We start from the raw sequence: 14871 nt of genomic DNA, 5'->3' as shown, positions 1-14871 counted from the left end.
CCCCGGGGAACAACCCCGGACCGATGCGCGCGAACGCCGCAGAACCGGATGCGGCATCTCGTCGGGCCCGGAAGGGGGTCTGCCTGCGGCGGCTCGTTCGATCGGGTGAGTCCCATGTGTCCTAACGGGCCGTCGTGCTCTGATAACGAATCAGTCTCGACATGCGACGGTGACTTGAACGACCGGTGAACTCTGCTTACCGTTGCCGTATTCCCTTCCCCCGGACGGTCGCCATGGTCGCCGCATGCCCGGGGGATTCGATCGGCGGCACGACACGCCCCCTCCCCCCGGAGTCCTCAAATGAATACCAACCCGCTCCTGAGCATCATCGTGCCCTGCTTCAAGGTGGAGGCATATCTCCATCAATGCCTGGACTCCTTGCTCGGCCAGGACTTCAAGGACTTCGAGGTGATCGCGGTCGACGACCGCTCGCCCGACCGCAGCGGTCGGATCCTCGACGACTACGCCGGCCGCGACCCGCGCGTCCGCGTGCTGCACCTGGAGGAGAACCAGGGCCTCGGCGGCGCCCGCAACGCCGGCCTCGCCCAGGCTCGCGGCCGGTACGTGTGGTTCGTCGACAGCGACGACTGGATCGCCGAGGACTGCCTGAGCGCCATCGCCGACCGGATCGCCGCCGTCGGCGACCCCGACGTCCTGGTGGTCGACTACGCCCGCGCGTTCTGGGACGGCCGCGTCATCCGCAACGAGCTCGCCCCGCTCTTCGCCGAAGGCGCCGCCCCCGAAGCCTTCACGATCGACGCCTACCAAGAGCTCCTCAAGGTCTTCCCCAGCGCCTGGAACAAGGTCATCCGCCGCGAGTTCCTCACTGAGATCGACCTGCCCTACCCGACCGGGTTCTACGAGGACGTCCCGGTGACGTTCCCGCTGCTGGCCCGCGCCGAGCGCATCACGTTGCTCGACAAGGTCTGCCTCTACTACCGCCAGCGCCGCCACTCCTCGATCCTCAAGACCGCCGGCGCGGGCCACCTGGCCGTGTTCGACCAGTACGACCTGACCATGAACCGCCTGCTCGAATCCGGTGAGCGAGGCGCGCTGCTCGAACCGAAGGTGTTCGAGCACGCGATCTGGCACGGGTTCCTGATTCTCGGCAACCGGACCCGGGTGGCCGGTGCGATGCGGGAGCGTTTCTTCCGCCGCATGGCCCGCTTCTACCGCGAGCACCTGCCCGCGGGCGGCTACGACGTGCCCGCGGGTCGCGAGGGTCTCCAGCACCGGCTCCTCGCCAAGGAGGCGTGGGGGCGTTTCCGGGCGACCCGGGCGGTGTTCCTGGGGGCCAGGGCTCTCGGACGCGGCCTGGTCAAGCGGCCGCTGGGGAAGCTGGAGAAGACCGCGAAGAAGCTCTTGTGGAAGCTCAAGCTGGCCTACTACCGCTCGCAGCTGCGCCGCCCGCTCGACGAGAATCTGGCCGTGTACAGCATCTACTGGGGCCGCGGGTACGGCTGCAACCCTGGCGCGATCTACGAGGAGGCCGCCCGCCTGGCCCCTGAGGTCAAGGGCGTGTGGGTGGTCGAGCGGGGCCGCGGCGAGGCGATGCCCGAGGGCGTCGAGGCCGTCGTCAGCGGCTCCTTCGCCTACTTCAAGGCCCTGGCGCGGGCCAAGTACACCTTCAACAACGTCAACTTCGCCGACCACGTCCGCAAACGGGAGGGCTCGGTCCACGTCCAGACCCACCACGGCGTCCCGGTCAAGGTCATGGGCGTCGACCAGAAGGCCTACCCGGTGGGCCGGGGCCAGAACTTCTGGGCGCTGCTGCGTCGCTGCGACCGGTGGGACTACAGCCTCTCGGTGAACGACTACACGTCCCGGGTCTGGCAGAGCGCCTACCCGTGCGACTACGCGACCCTCGAATACGGCCAGCCGCGCAACGATCGTCTGGTCCGCGCCACCGACGAAGAGCGCCGGCGCATCCGCGCCGGGCTCGGCCTCGACCCGGACGACCGGGTGGTGCTCTACGCCCCGACCTACCGCGACCACGAGCCCGCGCGCGCGGCCCGGTTCGACCCGGCGCGGCTGGTGACGCTGCTCGGCCCCGGGACCCGGGTCCTGCTGCGCGGCCACCACTTCGAGAACGCCGCGAAGTACGAGGCCCAGAGCGACATCGGGGCCGCGATCGTCAACGTCAGCGACCACCCCGACATCGCCGACCTCTACATCGCGGCCGACCACCTGGTCACCGACTACTCCTCGGTGATGTTCGACTTCGCCGTCCTCGATCGGCCCATCACGCTGCTGGCGCCCGACTGGGACTCCTACCGTGCGATCCGTGGCTCCTACCTGGACATCCACGAGGACGGTCCGGGCCTGGTCTGCGCTTCGATGGACGAGCTGTGCGAGGCGTTCGCGACCGGCGAGGCGACCGGTCAGGGCGCCGAGGAGCGGCGCCGCCGCTTCCGGGCCCGGTTCCTCTCCCGCGAGGACGGCCGCGCGTCCGAGCGAGTGGTCCGCAAGGTCTTCCTCGGCGAGGAGCCCGAGCTCGCCCCGGCCCGCGAAGGCGAAGGGGCGCTCGACCGGGCCTTGGCCAACCGTCCGCTCTGGTGACCGCTCCGGACCGGCGCTAGGCTTCGGCCCGCGCCGGTTCGGGTTCTGGGGCCGGGGTCTTGCGCACCGGGCCGACCAGGGCCAGGGCCCAGATCGCCGCGAGGGCCAGGTAGGCGGCGGTGATCAGGGGCCAGGGGATGTTGAAGTTTCCCAGGAAGGTGCGCAGGTTCAGGGCCACGACGAGCATGCCGATCGTGGAGCCGAGCTTGGCGGTCGGGATCTTGCGGGTGAGCCAGGCCGCGAGCGGGGCCGCGGCCATGCCGCCGACTGCCATGCCGACCACGATGGGCCACAGGACCGTCAACGTGTGGGGGATCGCGAGCCAGAAGCCGAGCACGGCCGCCGCCGAGGCGAAGACCTGCGCGGTGGAGACCGATCCGACCACTTTGTACGGCTCCAGACGCGAGGTCGCGAGCGTCACCGGCATCGTCACCGGGCCCCAACCGCCGCCGCCCACGGCCGCGAGGAACCCGCCGACCAGGCCGGTGGGGACGGCGAAACCGGTCCGCACCGGGCCTTTCGCGACGCCTCGGCCGCGGGCGAAGCGCCATACGATCACCGCGCCCAGCGCGATGAGGATCGCACTGGTCACCGGCGTGGCCGCGTCCAATCGAGTGAGCGAGGCGAGGGCCCACGCCCCCGCGAACCCGCCGACCGCGCCGGGGATGCCGAGGCGAAGCGTGGTGGGCCAGTGGACGTTCCGCAGTTTCGCGTGCGAGGCCGCGCTGACCGCGCCGGTCGCGATCGTCGCCACGTTCACCGAGGCCGAGGCCACCGCCGGGGCGATGCCCAGACCCAGCAGGAACGTCATCGTGATCGTGCCGAAGCCCATGCCGAGACTGCCGTCGACCAATTGGGCGAGGAACCCGGCGGCCACGGCGGAGAGGATGGTGGTCGCGATCAGCACGCGGTCTCCCTCGGTTCGGTACGGCCCTCAAATACTCCACAAACCCAGTAGGAGTCGTCAACGAGGGTCCACGCCTCGGGACGCCCCGCACGCCCGCGCCCGCCTGACGCCCCCGGTTCGGGAGGTCTCCGCCACCCGGTGAGGGGTCGGATGCGGTGGGCGAGACCAGGGTCATAGCGTGGGGGAACGGTCCTGGTTACGCTCGCGTAGCCCCCAAGGCCTGCGGCAGTGCACAGGCATTGGCACAGAGTTTCCTAAAGATGCAGAGGAGCATTCGATGGGTAAGAAAGTCACGGTAGTCGGCGCCGGGTTCTACGGTTCCACCACCGCCCAGCGCCTGGCCGAGTACGACATCTTCGATGAGGTCGTCCTCACCGACATCGTCGAGGGCAAGCCCGAGGGCATCGCCCTGGACATGAACCAGTCCCGCACCATCGAGGGCTTCGAGACCAAGGTCGTCGGCGCGACCACCGACGCCGACGGCAACGGCTACGACAAGACCGCCGGCTCCGACGTCATCGTCATCACCGCGGGGCTCCCCCGCAAGCCCGGCATGAGCCGCATGGACCTCCTCGAGGTCAACGCCAAGATCGTCCGCGGCGTCACCGAGAACCTCGTCAAGCACTCCCCGAACGCCGTGATCATCGTCGTCTCCAACCCGCTCGACGAGATGACCGCGCTCGCCCAGCTCGCCTCCGGGTTCCCCAAGCACCGGGTCCTCGGCCAGGCCGGGATGCTCGACACCGCCCGCTTCACCAACTTCGTGGCCGAAGAGCTCGCCGTCCCGGTCGCCTCCGTGACCACCTTGACGCTCGGCTCGCACGGCGACACCATGGTGCCCGTCCCCTCGCAGTCCTCGGTCGACGGCAAGCCGCTCGCCGACCTCCTTCCCGCCGACAAGGTCGAGGAACTGGTCACCAAGACCCGGGGCGGCGGCGCCGAGATCGTGGCCCTCCTCAAGACCGGTTCGGCCTACTACGCGCCCTCGGCCGCTGCCGCCCGCATGGCCAAGGCCGTCGCCGAGGACTCCGGCGCGGTCATGCCCGTGTGCGCGTGGGTCGACGGCGAGTACGGCATCTCCGGGGTCTACCTCGGCGTCAACGCCAAGATCGGCGCCGAAGGCGTCAAGGAGGTCGTGGAGACCCCCCTGACCGACGGCGAGCTGGCCAACCTCAAGGAGGCCGCCGAAGCCGTCCGCGCCAAGCAGGCCGACGTCGCCGGCCTCTGAGCGACACCTCGCGAAGGCCCCCGGACCGCAGGCGCGGTGCGGGGGCCTTCGCGCCGCCCGATATGGGCTCGGATCCCCGCAAACGAGTCGCTAGGCTTACGGCCGTGAGCGACGTCAGGACCGACGACCGGGCGATACTGGGCTCGTGGCGGCCGTTCGTGCCCCTGCGGCCCGGATCGTGGGCCCTGGAGATCGCCATGCTCTGCGCGCTGGTGCTGTGGACGGTGCCCCTCGCCTGGCCCTCAGCGCTCGTGCGCCTCGACATCTACCTCCGCGACATCGCCGACGCGCACCGCACCGAGCTCACCCACCAGATCGCCGTCGTCACCAACACCCTCGGCCAGGGCGGCCTCCTCGGCGGCATCGCGCTCGGCATCGCCACGATCATCGCCTGGCGCCGCCACGACGTCCGCCCGCTCCTGGCGTTCATCGCCACCTACTTCATGGCCGGCGCGGTCCTGATCCTCAAGTACACGCTCCTGCGCGTCTACCCGCACTGGCCCAGCGAGGACAACCCGCCCTACGCCGACGCCGCCCAGTCGGTCATCTTCACCAGCCTCGAACCGGCCGGCGCCTACCCCTCGGGGCACGTGCTCAACACGATCATCTGGTACGGGTTCATCGTGATCCTCATCGGACGGTCCTGGAGGCCCTGGCAGCGCTGGCTGTTCCTCGGCCTCCCCCCGCTCATCGTGGCCTTCTCCACCACCTACCTGGGCTTCCACTGGTTCACCGACACCCCCGCCGGGGTCTTCATCGGCGTGATCATCATCCGCGTCGTCCAGCGCATCCCCTGGGCCACACTGGAACTGCCGTACTGGCTCGAACCCGAACGCCGCTATCGCCAGCCCTAGCCCGTAACAAGCGCGCGGTATCTTGGGCGCATGCCCCATCCTGGACGGGTGCCCCTCCAGCGCCGCCTCGGCCTTCCCTCCGCGATCGCGATCGGCCTGGCGTCCATGCTCGGCGCAGGGGTCTTCGCCGTGTGGGGCCCGGCCGCGAAGGCCGCCGGCTCCGGCCCCGGGCTCCTCGCCGCGCTCGCGATCGCCGCGTTCGTGGCCTACTGCAACGCCAGGTCCTCGGCCCGCCTCGCCGCCCTCCACCCCGAATCGGGCGGCGCCTACGTGTACGGGACCCGGCGCCTCCACCCGGCCGCCGGGTTCGCCGCCGGGTGGGCGTTCCTGGTCGGCAAGACCGCCTCCGGGGCCGCGATGGCCCTCACCCTCGGCGCCTACCTCCTGCCCGACCACCCGCGCGCGCTCGCCGCGGCCGCCGTGGTCGCGTTCTGCGCCGTGAACCTGCTCGGAGTCAAGCGAACCGCACTTGCCTCGGCCGTGTTCGCGGGCCTGACGCTCCTCGTGCTCGCGGCCGTGGTCGCCGCCGGACTCACCGGCCCGGTCGCCGCGCAGCCCCTGGGCGACACGCACGTGTGGGGCACGCTCACCGCCGCCGGATTCGTCTTCTTCGCGTTCGCCGGATACGCACGGATCGCGACCCTCGGCGAAGAGGTCCACCGACCCGAGTGGACGATCCCTCGGGCGGTGGCGATCGCGTTCGGCGTCACCGTGGCCGTGTACGCGCTGGTGGCCGTGACCGCCTTGAGCGTCCTGGGCGCGGGCACGCTCGCCGACTCGACGGCCCCGCTGGCCGACCTCGCCGCCGCCGGAGCCCCCGCGCTCACACCGCTCGTGGCGATCGGCGCAGGCATCGCGGTGGCCGGAGTACTGCTGAGCCTGCTGGCCGGGATCGGCCGCACGGCGCTCGCGATGGCCCGCGACCGCAGGCTCCCGGGGCCACTGGCGGCGGTGTCGCAGCGCTTCGGAGTGCCGTGGGCCGCCGAGCTCGCGGCCAGCGCGCTCGTGCTGATCCTGATATCCACATTGGACCTGGCGGGCGCGATCGGATTCTCCAGCTTCTGCGTGCTGGTCTACTACGCGATCGCGAACGCCGCAGCGGTGACGCTCGACCGCAGCGCGCTGTTGCCGTGGATCGGCCTTGCAGGCTGCCTATTGATCGCGGTGAGCCTGCCCCCGGCCGCGCTCTTGGGCGGGCTGGCGGTGTTCGCGGCCGGAGCGGGCTGGTACGCGCTCACGCAGCGCCGAGCCGTGCCCGACTGAGCGGCCCGCGCGGCCGCGCCGCATTGCGGGTCCGCCCAGAAGCGCAGGCCGCGAATGCCATGCGGCCGTGGCGCGAACGCGTCGCCCCCGAACGGTCTCGCTCGCCGCGCGACCGGCCCGCGCCCACCGTTTCGGGCCGTGACCGCAACGCGCGGCCCCGTTCCCGCCCGCCTAGCGCGCCGCTCTGCGCTCGTCCCTGGCCGCCCTCAGCCTCCGCACCACCGCTGGTTGCTCCGCCGCCGCCTCCGGATGGTCGATCAGACGAGCGAGGTGCTGGTAGTACCGCTCCGGAGTCAAATCGAGCTCGTCGGCGATCGCCTGCGTCTTCGCCCCCGAGGCACGCCACCAGCGCGCCTCGAACGACAGCACGCGCGACTCCAGCGCCGACAGCTTCGACTCCGGATCGCGCGGCCGCTCCTTCGGCGGCCGAGGGGCCTCGGCCGGGCCCCGGCGCGGGGCGGGCACCGGGTCTTCCTGGCGGGCACGGTGAGCGGCGGCGGGGCGCTGGCCGGGAGGCATGGCGTAACTCCTTGCGTGGACGGCGCGATCGGCGCCGTGCTTACTCGATCCAGTCGATCAGGTCCGCGACCGAGTCCTTGACGTGGTTCGGCCGGAAGGGGTACCGCTCGACTTCCTCCATGGTCGCAGTCACCCCCGACAACACCAGCACGGTCGACAGGCCCGCTTCGAGCCCGGACAGCACGTCGGTGTCCATGCGGTCGCCGATCATCACCGAGGATTCGGAGTGGGCCCCGATGCGCCGCAACGCGTTCCGCATCATCAGCGGGTTCGGCTTGCCCACGTAGTACGGCTCCGCGCCCGTCGCCGCCGTGATCATCGCCGCGAAAGCGCCGCACGCGGGCAGGATCCCTTCGAGCGAGGGCCCGGTCGTGTCCGGGTTGGTGCAGATGAACCGCGCCCCGGCCTTGATCAGCCGCACCGCCGTCGTCAGCGCCCCGAAGTCGTAGCGGCGCGTCTCGCCCAGCACCACGTAGTCGGGCCGGTAGTCGGTGAGCACGTATCCGATCTCGTGCAGCGCCGTGGTCAGGCCCGACTCGCCGATCACGTACGCCGAGCCCTTCGGGCGCTGCGAGTGCAGGAAGTCCGCCGTGGCCATCGCCGAGGTGTAGATCGACTCCGCGGGCACGGCCAGCCCCGAGTTCTTCAGGCGCGCATGGAGGTCGCGCGGGGTGTAGATCGAGTTGTTGGTGAGCACGAGGAAGCCCTTGCCCGCCGACTGGAGCTTCTCGATGAGCTTGTTGGCGCCGGGGACGGGCACGCCCTCGTGGACGAGCACGCCGTCCATGTCCGAGAGCCAGCTGTCGAAGGGTCCAGGTGTAGTCATGCTCAACATCTTGCCATCGGTCGCCGGGAACGACGAGTCGCGGACGTAAAGTGGTGCCCGTGGAGACGGCATTGACCGCCGTGCTCGTCATCGCCGCAGGCGCCTTGGCGGGCGTGATCGGCTACTGGACCATTCGAACCGCGAGGAGCAAATGAGCGAGCGCGAAGTACCGGCGGAGTTCGCCTCGACCTTTGCCAAGGTCGAGCCCTACCCGTTCGAGGAGACCGACGACCTCAGGCAGGGGCCGAACCTGCACGACGACCTGCTGCCGCTCTTGCCCCTGGTGGGGCGTTGGCGCGGGCGCGGCCAGGGCGGCTACCCCGGCACCGAGGACTTCCTGTACGCGCAGGAGATCGCGTTCCTCCATGATGGACGCCCGTTCCTGCGCTATCACGCCAGGTCCTGGATCATCGACGCCGACGGCGAGCCCGTGCGCCCCGCGGCCCAGGAGACCGGCTGGTGGCGCGTCGTCCCCGGCGAGGACGAGAAGCGCCCCGAGATCGAGGTCCTGCTCGCGCACCCGACGGGCGTCCTCGACCTGTACTACGGCCACGTGGACGGCACCCGCATCGAGATCGCCACCGACGCGGTCGTGCGCAGCCCCCAGGCCAAGGAGGTCACCGCCGGCAAGCGCCTCTACGGCCTCGTCGAAGGCGCCCTCATGTACGCCCAGGAGATGGCCGCCGAAGGCAACCCGATGACCCCCCACCTGAGCGCCAGGCTCGACCGAGTCGCCGGCTAGGGGGCTCGCAAACACCCCCTAGAAATCGCCGGGCCAGAGGTCGTCCTCCGGGGCGGCCTCTTGCTTCGCCGGGAAGACCGTGGCGGTGACCGGACCGGTCGCCGCTTTCAAGAGCAGGTCCAAGAGCGTCAAGGCGCCGCGCTTGCTCAAAGGCTCGTTGCCGTTGCCGCACTTGGGGCTCTGGATGCAGCTGGGGCAGCCGTGCGCGCATTCGCACGAGGCGATCGCCGCTCGGGTGGCCCCGATCCAGTCGGTCCATTTGCGGAAGGCCTGCTCGGCGAAGCCCGCGCCGCCGGGATGCCCGTCGTAGACGAACACCGTGGGCAGCTCGGTGTCCATGTGCGCGGCCGTGGACAGGCCCCCGATGTCCCACCGGTCGCAGGTCGCCACCAGCGGCAGCAGCCCGATCGACGCGTGCTCGGCCGCGTGCAGCGCGCCCGCGAGGTCCCGCAGTCCTTCGAGGGCCTCGGTCTCGACCGTCCACCACACCGCCACGGTGCGCAGCACCTGCGGCGGCAGGTCCAAAGGCTGCGTGTCGATCACTTCCCCCGAAGGGAGCCTGCGCCGCTGGTAGGAGACCACGTTCGACGTGACCTCCACTTCCCCCAGGCTCAGCGCCACCGAGCCCATCTCCAGCCGCTCGCGCTCGGCGAGCACTTCGAGGTGGGTGATCTCCTGCGTGTTCGTCGTCCACGGCGGCTTGGCCGCGTGCACGAGCGCCACGCCGTCGTCCAAATCGAGCTCGTCGACCAGGAACGACTCGCCCTGATGCAGGTACAGCGCCCCGGTGTGGACGAGCCGGTGCGACGCGGCCGCGTCGACCGTGCCGATCAGCCGCCCGGTGCTCGTCTCGGCGATGTCGACGCCCATCGGCCCCGACCCGCGCAGCGCCACCTCCGGGCGCTCCGAGCCGATCCAGTAATACCGGCCCCCGGGCCTGCGCCGCAGCAGCTTCTCTGCGCACAACTGCTCGGCGACCGCGAGGCTCCCGGGGATCGACGCGAGGTCGGACTCCTTGAGCGGCAACTCCTCTGCCGCCAGGCACAGGTGCCCGGCCAGCACATACGGGTTCGACGGGTCGCACACGCTGGCCTCCACCGGGCGGTCGAAGATCGCCTCCGGGTGGTGCACCAGGTACGTATCCAGCGGGTCGTCCTTCGCGAGCATCACCGCCAGCGCCTCGACCTCGCCCCGGCCCGCGCGCCCGATCTGCTGCCAGAACGAGGCCAGCCGCCCCGGGTATCCGCACAGCAGCACCGCGTCCAGACCCGTGACGTCGATGCCGAGCTCGAGAGCGTTCGTGGTGGCGACCCCGAGCAGGCGCCCCTCGCGCAGATCCGCCTCGAGGTCGCGGCGGTGCTCGCGCAGGTACCCGGCTCGGTACGCCGCGATCCGGCCCGCCGCCGGGTCCGCACCCAGGCGCGACTTCGCCTCGGCCGCAACGATCTCGGCCCCCCGCCGCGACGGCACGAACGCGAGCGTGCGCACCCCGCGCCGCACCAGCTGCGCGAGCATCCGCGCGGTCTCGGAGAGCGTCGAGGCCTGCTGCGGCTCCCCGTCGATCTCGTACGTCACCGGCTCCCACAGCGCGACCGCCGCGCCCGGCGAAGGCGAGGAGTCGACCGTGACCGCCGTGGCAGGCCGCCCGGTCAGCACCGCGAGCGAAGCCGCCGGGTCGGCGGCCGTGGCGCTGGCGGCGATCACCGTGGGGCTCGCGCCGTAGTGCTCGGCCAGGCGCAGGAGCCGCCGCAGCGTCAGCGCCACATGGGCGCCGAAGACGCCCCGGTAGACGTGGCATTCGTCGACCACGACGTACTTGAGGTTCTTGAGGAACGATCGCCACATGCGGTGCCTGGGCAGCAGCGAGTGGTGCAGCAGGTCGGGGTTGGACAGCACCAGGTTCGCGAAGCTCTGCGCCCATTTGCGGTGCTCGAACGGCGTGTCGCCGTCCACGATCGCCGGAACCAGCCCCGGCACCGCGAACTCGCCCACCGCGCGGGCCTGGTCGGCCGCGAGCGCCTTCGTGGGCGCGAGGTAGAGCGTCCGGCCCTCGCCGTCGGCGGCCGCCTCGGTCAGCAGTGGCAGCAGGTACGCCAGGCTCTTGCCCGAGGCGGTGCCGGTGGCGATGACGGTGTCGCGGCCCTCGAACGCGTGCGTGGCGGCCTCGGCCTGGTGCGGCCAGGGCCGGGTGATCCCGGTGTCCCCCAGAGCGTTCCGTACCTCCTCGGGAACCCATTCGGGCCACTCGGCGCGCACGGCTCGCCGCGGCGGGAGCCGGCGCAGGTGGCGCAGGCCGCCGTCCTCTGATTCCAAGGCCTCGATGAGCCGGTCGACGGGCACGCGTCCAATGATGCCGCAGGCGACCGACATCGCGACCGTGCGCATGGACGCGCGCGGCGCGCCGGCGCTTCGGTCATACGCTCCCGGCTCCGACCCACCGGGAACGCAGTACGCTTATGGGCCAAGACACAGTGCGCGGCACACCGCAGACGGCCCAGGGGAGACGGCGTGAGGGGAATTCCAGGCGACAGCGCGGCCGAGCCCGAACTCGGGCTCGGCCTCACGACGGTCGGGGAGTACGCGGTCATCAGCGTCACCGGTGAGATCGACATGTACACCGCCCCGCAACTGCGCGAGGCCGTCCGGCAGCTCTCCTCCGAGGGCCGCCTGCGGGTCGCGATCGACCTGAACCCCACCGAGTTCCTCGACTCGACCGGCCTGGGGGTCCTCATCGGGGCCCGCCGCCGCCTCTCCGACGCGGGCGGGAGCCTCGTGGTGGTGTGCGCCAACCCCCGCATCCGCAAGCTCCTCGACCTCACCGGGCTCGACAAGGTCCTCGACGTCCGCGAAGCGGTGCCCGGCGAGTGAACGGCTCCAAGCACGACCGCCGGTCAGAGCCCGCGACCGTCCGGTTCGCGTTCACCCCGGCGGCCGCCTACGTGCGCGCCGCCCGGCTGGTGGCCGCGGACGTGGCCGCGCACGCCGGGGTCGCCACGGGGCTGCTCGACGAGGTCCGCCAAGCCGTCGGCGAAGCGTGTACGCGAGCGGTCCTCAGGCATCGCGACCGCGGCATGGACGACCTCGTGCGCGTAGAGTTTTCGATCGCTGATCGTTTCGTTGCGAAAGTCACCGACAACGCGCAGGATCTGCGCGCACGCTCCGGAGACGCCACCGCCCCAGGCGTGAGCGACGGCGATGCGCGCGCGAATGATCACGACACGCTCGAAGAGGACACCCTCTCCGAGGAGATCACCCTCATCGTCCTCGGCGGACTGGTCGAAGACCTGGTCGTCACCGGTCCCACCGCCGAGGGCGGCACCACCGTCAGCATGAGCTGGCCCCTGCCCGGATCGGGCCCGGCCGCCGACCACTGAGGCCCTCGCCACGCCCCGAATCGGGCGTGACCGAATCCACTCCCGGCGCCTCCGCGTCGTTACACTCCGCTCGTTGTCCCGACCGCGCCGCACGCGGCGGCGACGAGCCCCAGCGCCCGTCACCTCCGCCCGGCGCGTCCAAAGGCCGCGCCGCCCGCGGCCCCCATTTCGTGTTTCGCGAAACCCGGACGCGTTCGCGTCTCTCTCTTGGAGGAACTACATGCATACGTTGCTCGCCAACGGCGACGGGGGCGTAGGCCAGCTCGGAGGCTCGAACCTGAGCCTCGTCGTGCTCGCGGCCGCACTCGCCCTCGTCGCGCTCGGCGGCGCCGCCGCACTCGTCAAGAGCATCCTCTCGGCCGGCACCGGCACCGACAAGATGCGCGAGATCGCCGGAGCCGTGCAGGAAGGGGCCTCGGCCTACCTGCGCCGCCAGTTCAAAGCGCTCGCCGTCTTCGTGGTGCTCGCCGTGGTCCTGCTGTTCCTGCTGCCCGTAGGGGAGGCCGGGAACGACGTCCGCATCGGACGCAGCGTCTTCTTCATCGTCGGCGCCGTCTTCAGCTCCTTCATCGGCTGGGCCGGCATGAGCCTCGCGACCCGCGCGAACCTCCGCGTCGCCTCCGCGGCCCGCGACGGCGAGCCGACCCGCGCGATGCACCTCGCCTTCCGCACCGGCGGCGTGGTCGGCTTCCTGACCGTCGGCCTCGGCCTCCTCGGCGCGGCCGTCGTCGTCTGGGTCTACAACGGCGACGCGCCGATCGTCTTGGAGGGCTTCGGCTTCGGCGCCGCGCTCCTGGCGATGTTCATGCGCGTCGGCGGCGGCATCTTCACCAAGGCCGCCGACGTCGGCGCCGACCTCGTCGGCAAGGTCGAGCAGGGCATCCCCGAGGACGACCCGCGCAACCCCGCCACCATCGCCGACAACGTGGGCGACAACGTCGGCGACTGCGCCGGCATGGCCGCCGACCTCTTCGAGTCCTACGCCGTCGTGCTCGTCGCCAGCCTCATCCTCGGCCGCGCCGCGTTCGGAGAGACCGGCCTGGTCCTGCCGCTGCTGGTCGCCTCCGCGGGCATCGTCTGCGCCATCGTCGGCGTCATCATCACCCGCATGCGCGCCTCCGACGCCAACGGCCTCACCGCCATCAACCGCGCGTTCTACATCTCGGCGATCTTCGCCGCGGGCCTGACCGCCGCGGCCATCGCCTGGTACGTGCCCGGCACCTGGGCCGAACTCGGCTCCGGCATCGACGGCGCCGAGATCCCGGTGAACCCGCAGGTGTTCGCCATCGTCGCCGTCGTCATCGGCATCGCGCTCGCAGCGGCCATCATGACGCTCACCGGCTACTACACCGACACCCGCTTCAAGCCCACCAAGAACGTCTCGGCCTCCACGCGCACCGGCGCGGCCACGAACATCCTCTCGGGCTTCTCGCTGGGCCTCGAATCGGCCGTGTACACCGCGCTCATCATCGCCGGCGCCGTCCTCGGCTCCTACCTGCTCGGCGGCGGCGACTTCATCGTCGGCCTGTTCGCGGTCGCGCTCGCAGGCTGCGGCCTGCTCACGACCGTCGGCGTCATCGTCGCGATGGACACCTTCGGGCCCATCAGCGACAACGCCCAGGGCATCGCCGAGATGTCGGGCGACGTGGACGGCGAGGGCGCGCAGACCCTCACCGACCTGGACGCGGTGGGCAACACCACCAAGGCCATCACCAAGGGCATCGCCATCGCCACCGCGGTCCTGGCCGCGACGGCCCTGTTCGGCTCCTACGCCGACGCGGTCGGCCAAGGCGACGACGGCCTCATCGGCGCGGCGCTGTTCGAGGCGCTCAGCATCGCCGACCCGGCCAACATCGTCGGCCTCATCATCGGCGCGAGCGTCGTGTTCCTGTTCTCCGGCCTCGCGGTCAACGCCGTGGCCCGCTCCGCGGGCGCGGTCGTCAACGAGGTCCGCGACCAGTTCGCGCGCTTCCCGGGGATCATGGAGGGCACCCAGCGCCCCGAGTACGGCCGCGTGGTCGACATCTGCACCCGCGACGCCCAGCGCGAGCTGGTCACCCCGGGTCTGCTCGCCGTGCTCGCGCCCATCGCGGTCGGCTTCGGCCTTGGCGTGGGCCCGCTCGCGGCCTACCTGGCCGGCGCGATCGCGTGCGGCGTGCTCATGGCCGTCATGCTCGCCAACTCCGGCGGCGCGTGGGACAACGCCAAGAAGGACGTCGAGGACGGCAACCACGGCGGCAAGGGCTCCGAGGCCCACGCCGCGGCGGTCATCGGCGACACCGTCGGCGACCCGTTCAAGGACACCGCCGGCCCGGCGATCAACCCGCTCATCAAGGTCATGAACCTCGTGAGCCTCATCATCGCCCCGGCCGTGGTCGTGTTCACCCTCGGCGACGGCGCCGACGGCCCGGTCCGCTGGATCATCGCCGGCGCGGCCGTCGCGGTCATCATCGCCTCCGTCGTGATCTCCAAGCGCCGTTCAGCGGTGGTGGAAGCGGGGGAATCCCGCGCCCCGGAACAGCGTGAGTCGGTCGAAGTCGCCTAGCTGATCCGGGGAACCGAACCCCCACAACCCAGCGTGTGCCCCGGCCACCCCGGC

12 protein-coding genes are annotated in these 14871 nt (G+C 71.3%); 8 read left to right on the top strand and 4 right to left on the bottom strand.

The features are described 5' to 3' along the window. Window positions 1-300 precede the first annotated feature (300 nt). On the top strand, window positions 301-2559 hold the full coding sequence (locus AB0B28_RS07560) for a bifunctional glycosyltransferase family 2 protein/CDP-glycerol:glycerophosphate glycerophosphotransferase (RefSeq protein WP_360118133.1): 2259 nt from the start codon (window positions 301-303) through the stop codon (window positions 2557-2559). A 16-nt stretch (window positions 2560-2575) separates the two neighbouring features. On the opposite strand, the gene AB0B28_RS07555 is transcribed toward AB0B28_RS07560, so the two are convergent. Next, on the bottom strand, window positions 2576-3466 hold the full coding sequence (locus tag AB0B28_RS07555; protein ID WP_360118130.1) for a sulfite exporter TauE/SafE family protein: 891 nt from the start codon (window positions 3464-3466) through the stop codon (window positions 2576-2578). Between the two features lie 277 nt (window positions 3467-3743). Here AB0B28_RS07555 and mdh point away from each other — a divergent pair, with 277 nt between their 5' ends. The 3 genes from mdh (at window position 3744) to AB0B28_RS07540 (ending at window position 6811) form a co-directional block, all read left to right on the top strand. Beyond that, a complete protein-coding gene (gene mdh, locus AB0B28_RS07550) occupies window positions 3744-4694 on the top strand; it encodes a malate dehydrogenase (RefSeq protein WP_360118127.1) in 951 nt (316 codons plus the stop codon). A 104-nt stretch (window positions 4695-4798) separates the two neighbouring features. After that, window positions 4799-5548 carry a phosphatase PAP2 family protein gene (locus AB0B28_RS07545; protein ID WP_360118124.1) on the top strand — a complete coding sequence of 250 codons (750 nt, stop codon included), beginning with the start codon at window positions 4799-4801 and terminating at the stop codon, window positions 5546-5548. Window positions 5549-5578: 30 nt separating this feature from the next. Beyond that, on the top strand, window positions 5579-6811 hold the full coding sequence (locus tag AB0B28_RS07540) for an APC family permease (protein ID WP_360118121.1): 1233 nt from the start codon (window positions 5579-5581) through the stop codon (window positions 6809-6811). 171 nt (window positions 6812-6982) lie between these two features. Here AB0B28_RS07540 and AB0B28_RS07535 read toward each other — a convergent pair whose 3' ends face one another. Together AB0B28_RS07535 and AB0B28_RS07530 are read right to left on the bottom strand one after the other, a co-directional pair. After that, a complete protein-coding gene (locus AB0B28_RS07535; RefSeq protein ID WP_360118118.1) occupies window positions 6983-7330 on the bottom strand; it encodes a DUF3263 domain-containing protein in 348 nt (115 codons plus the stop codon). 40 nt (window positions 7331-7370) lie between these two features. After that, window positions 7371-8156 (bottom strand): HAD-IIA family hydrolase, encoded by a 786-nt coding sequence (locus AB0B28_RS07530; protein ID WP_360118115.1) that lies wholly within the window; start codon window positions 8154-8156, stop codon window positions 7371-7373. 151 nt (window positions 8157-8307) lie between these two features. On the opposite strand from AB0B28_RS07530, the gene AB0B28_RS07525 reads away from it, so the two are divergent. Continuing rightward, window positions 8308-8898 carry an FABP family protein gene (locus AB0B28_RS07525; protein ID WP_360118112.1) on the top strand — a complete coding sequence of 197 codons (591 nt, stop codon included), beginning with the start codon at window positions 8308-8310 and terminating at the stop codon, window positions 8896-8898. 18 nt (window positions 8899-8916) lie between these two features. Here the strand turns inward: AB0B28_RS07525 and AB0B28_RS07520 are convergent, their stop codons facing one another. After that, window positions 8917-11238 carry a DEAD/DEAH box helicase gene (locus AB0B28_RS07520; protein WP_360118109.1) on the bottom strand — a complete coding sequence of 774 codons (2322 nt, stop codon included), beginning with the start codon at window positions 11236-11238 and terminating at the stop codon, window positions 8917-8919. 168 nt (window positions 11239-11406) lie between these two features. On the opposite strand from AB0B28_RS07520, the gene AB0B28_RS07515 reads away from it, so the two are divergent. From AB0B28_RS07515 to AB0B28_RS07505, 3 genes are all read left to right on the top strand, one after another. Beyond that, entirely contained in the window at window positions 11407-11766 is a 360-nt protein-coding gene (locus tag AB0B28_RS07515) for an STAS domain-containing protein (protein ID WP_360118106.1), read from the top strand. Beyond that, window positions 11763-12272 (top strand): ATP-binding protein, encoded by a 510-nt coding sequence (locus AB0B28_RS07510; RefSeq protein ID WP_360118103.1) that lies wholly within the window; start codon window positions 11763-11765, stop codon window positions 12270-12272. The genes AB0B28_RS07515 and AB0B28_RS07510 overlap by 4 nt, the downstream gene beginning before the upstream one ends. Before the next feature lie 220 nt (window positions 12273-12492). Beyond that, window positions 12493-14817, top strand: a complete 2325-nt coding sequence (locus tag AB0B28_RS07505; RefSeq protein ID WP_360118100.1) for a sodium-translocating pyrophosphatase — start codon at window positions 12493-12495, stop codon at window positions 14815-14817. Window positions 14818-14871: the final 54 nt, after the last annotated feature.

This window comes from Glycomyces sp. NPDC046736 (assembly GCF_040645615.1).
Classification (GTDB): Bacteria; Actinomycetota; Actinomycetes; order Mycobacteriales; family Micromonosporaceae; genus Glycomyces.
Note: the sequence above shows the minus strand (reverse complement) of the source record. Positions and strands in the feature narration are given on the sequence as shown.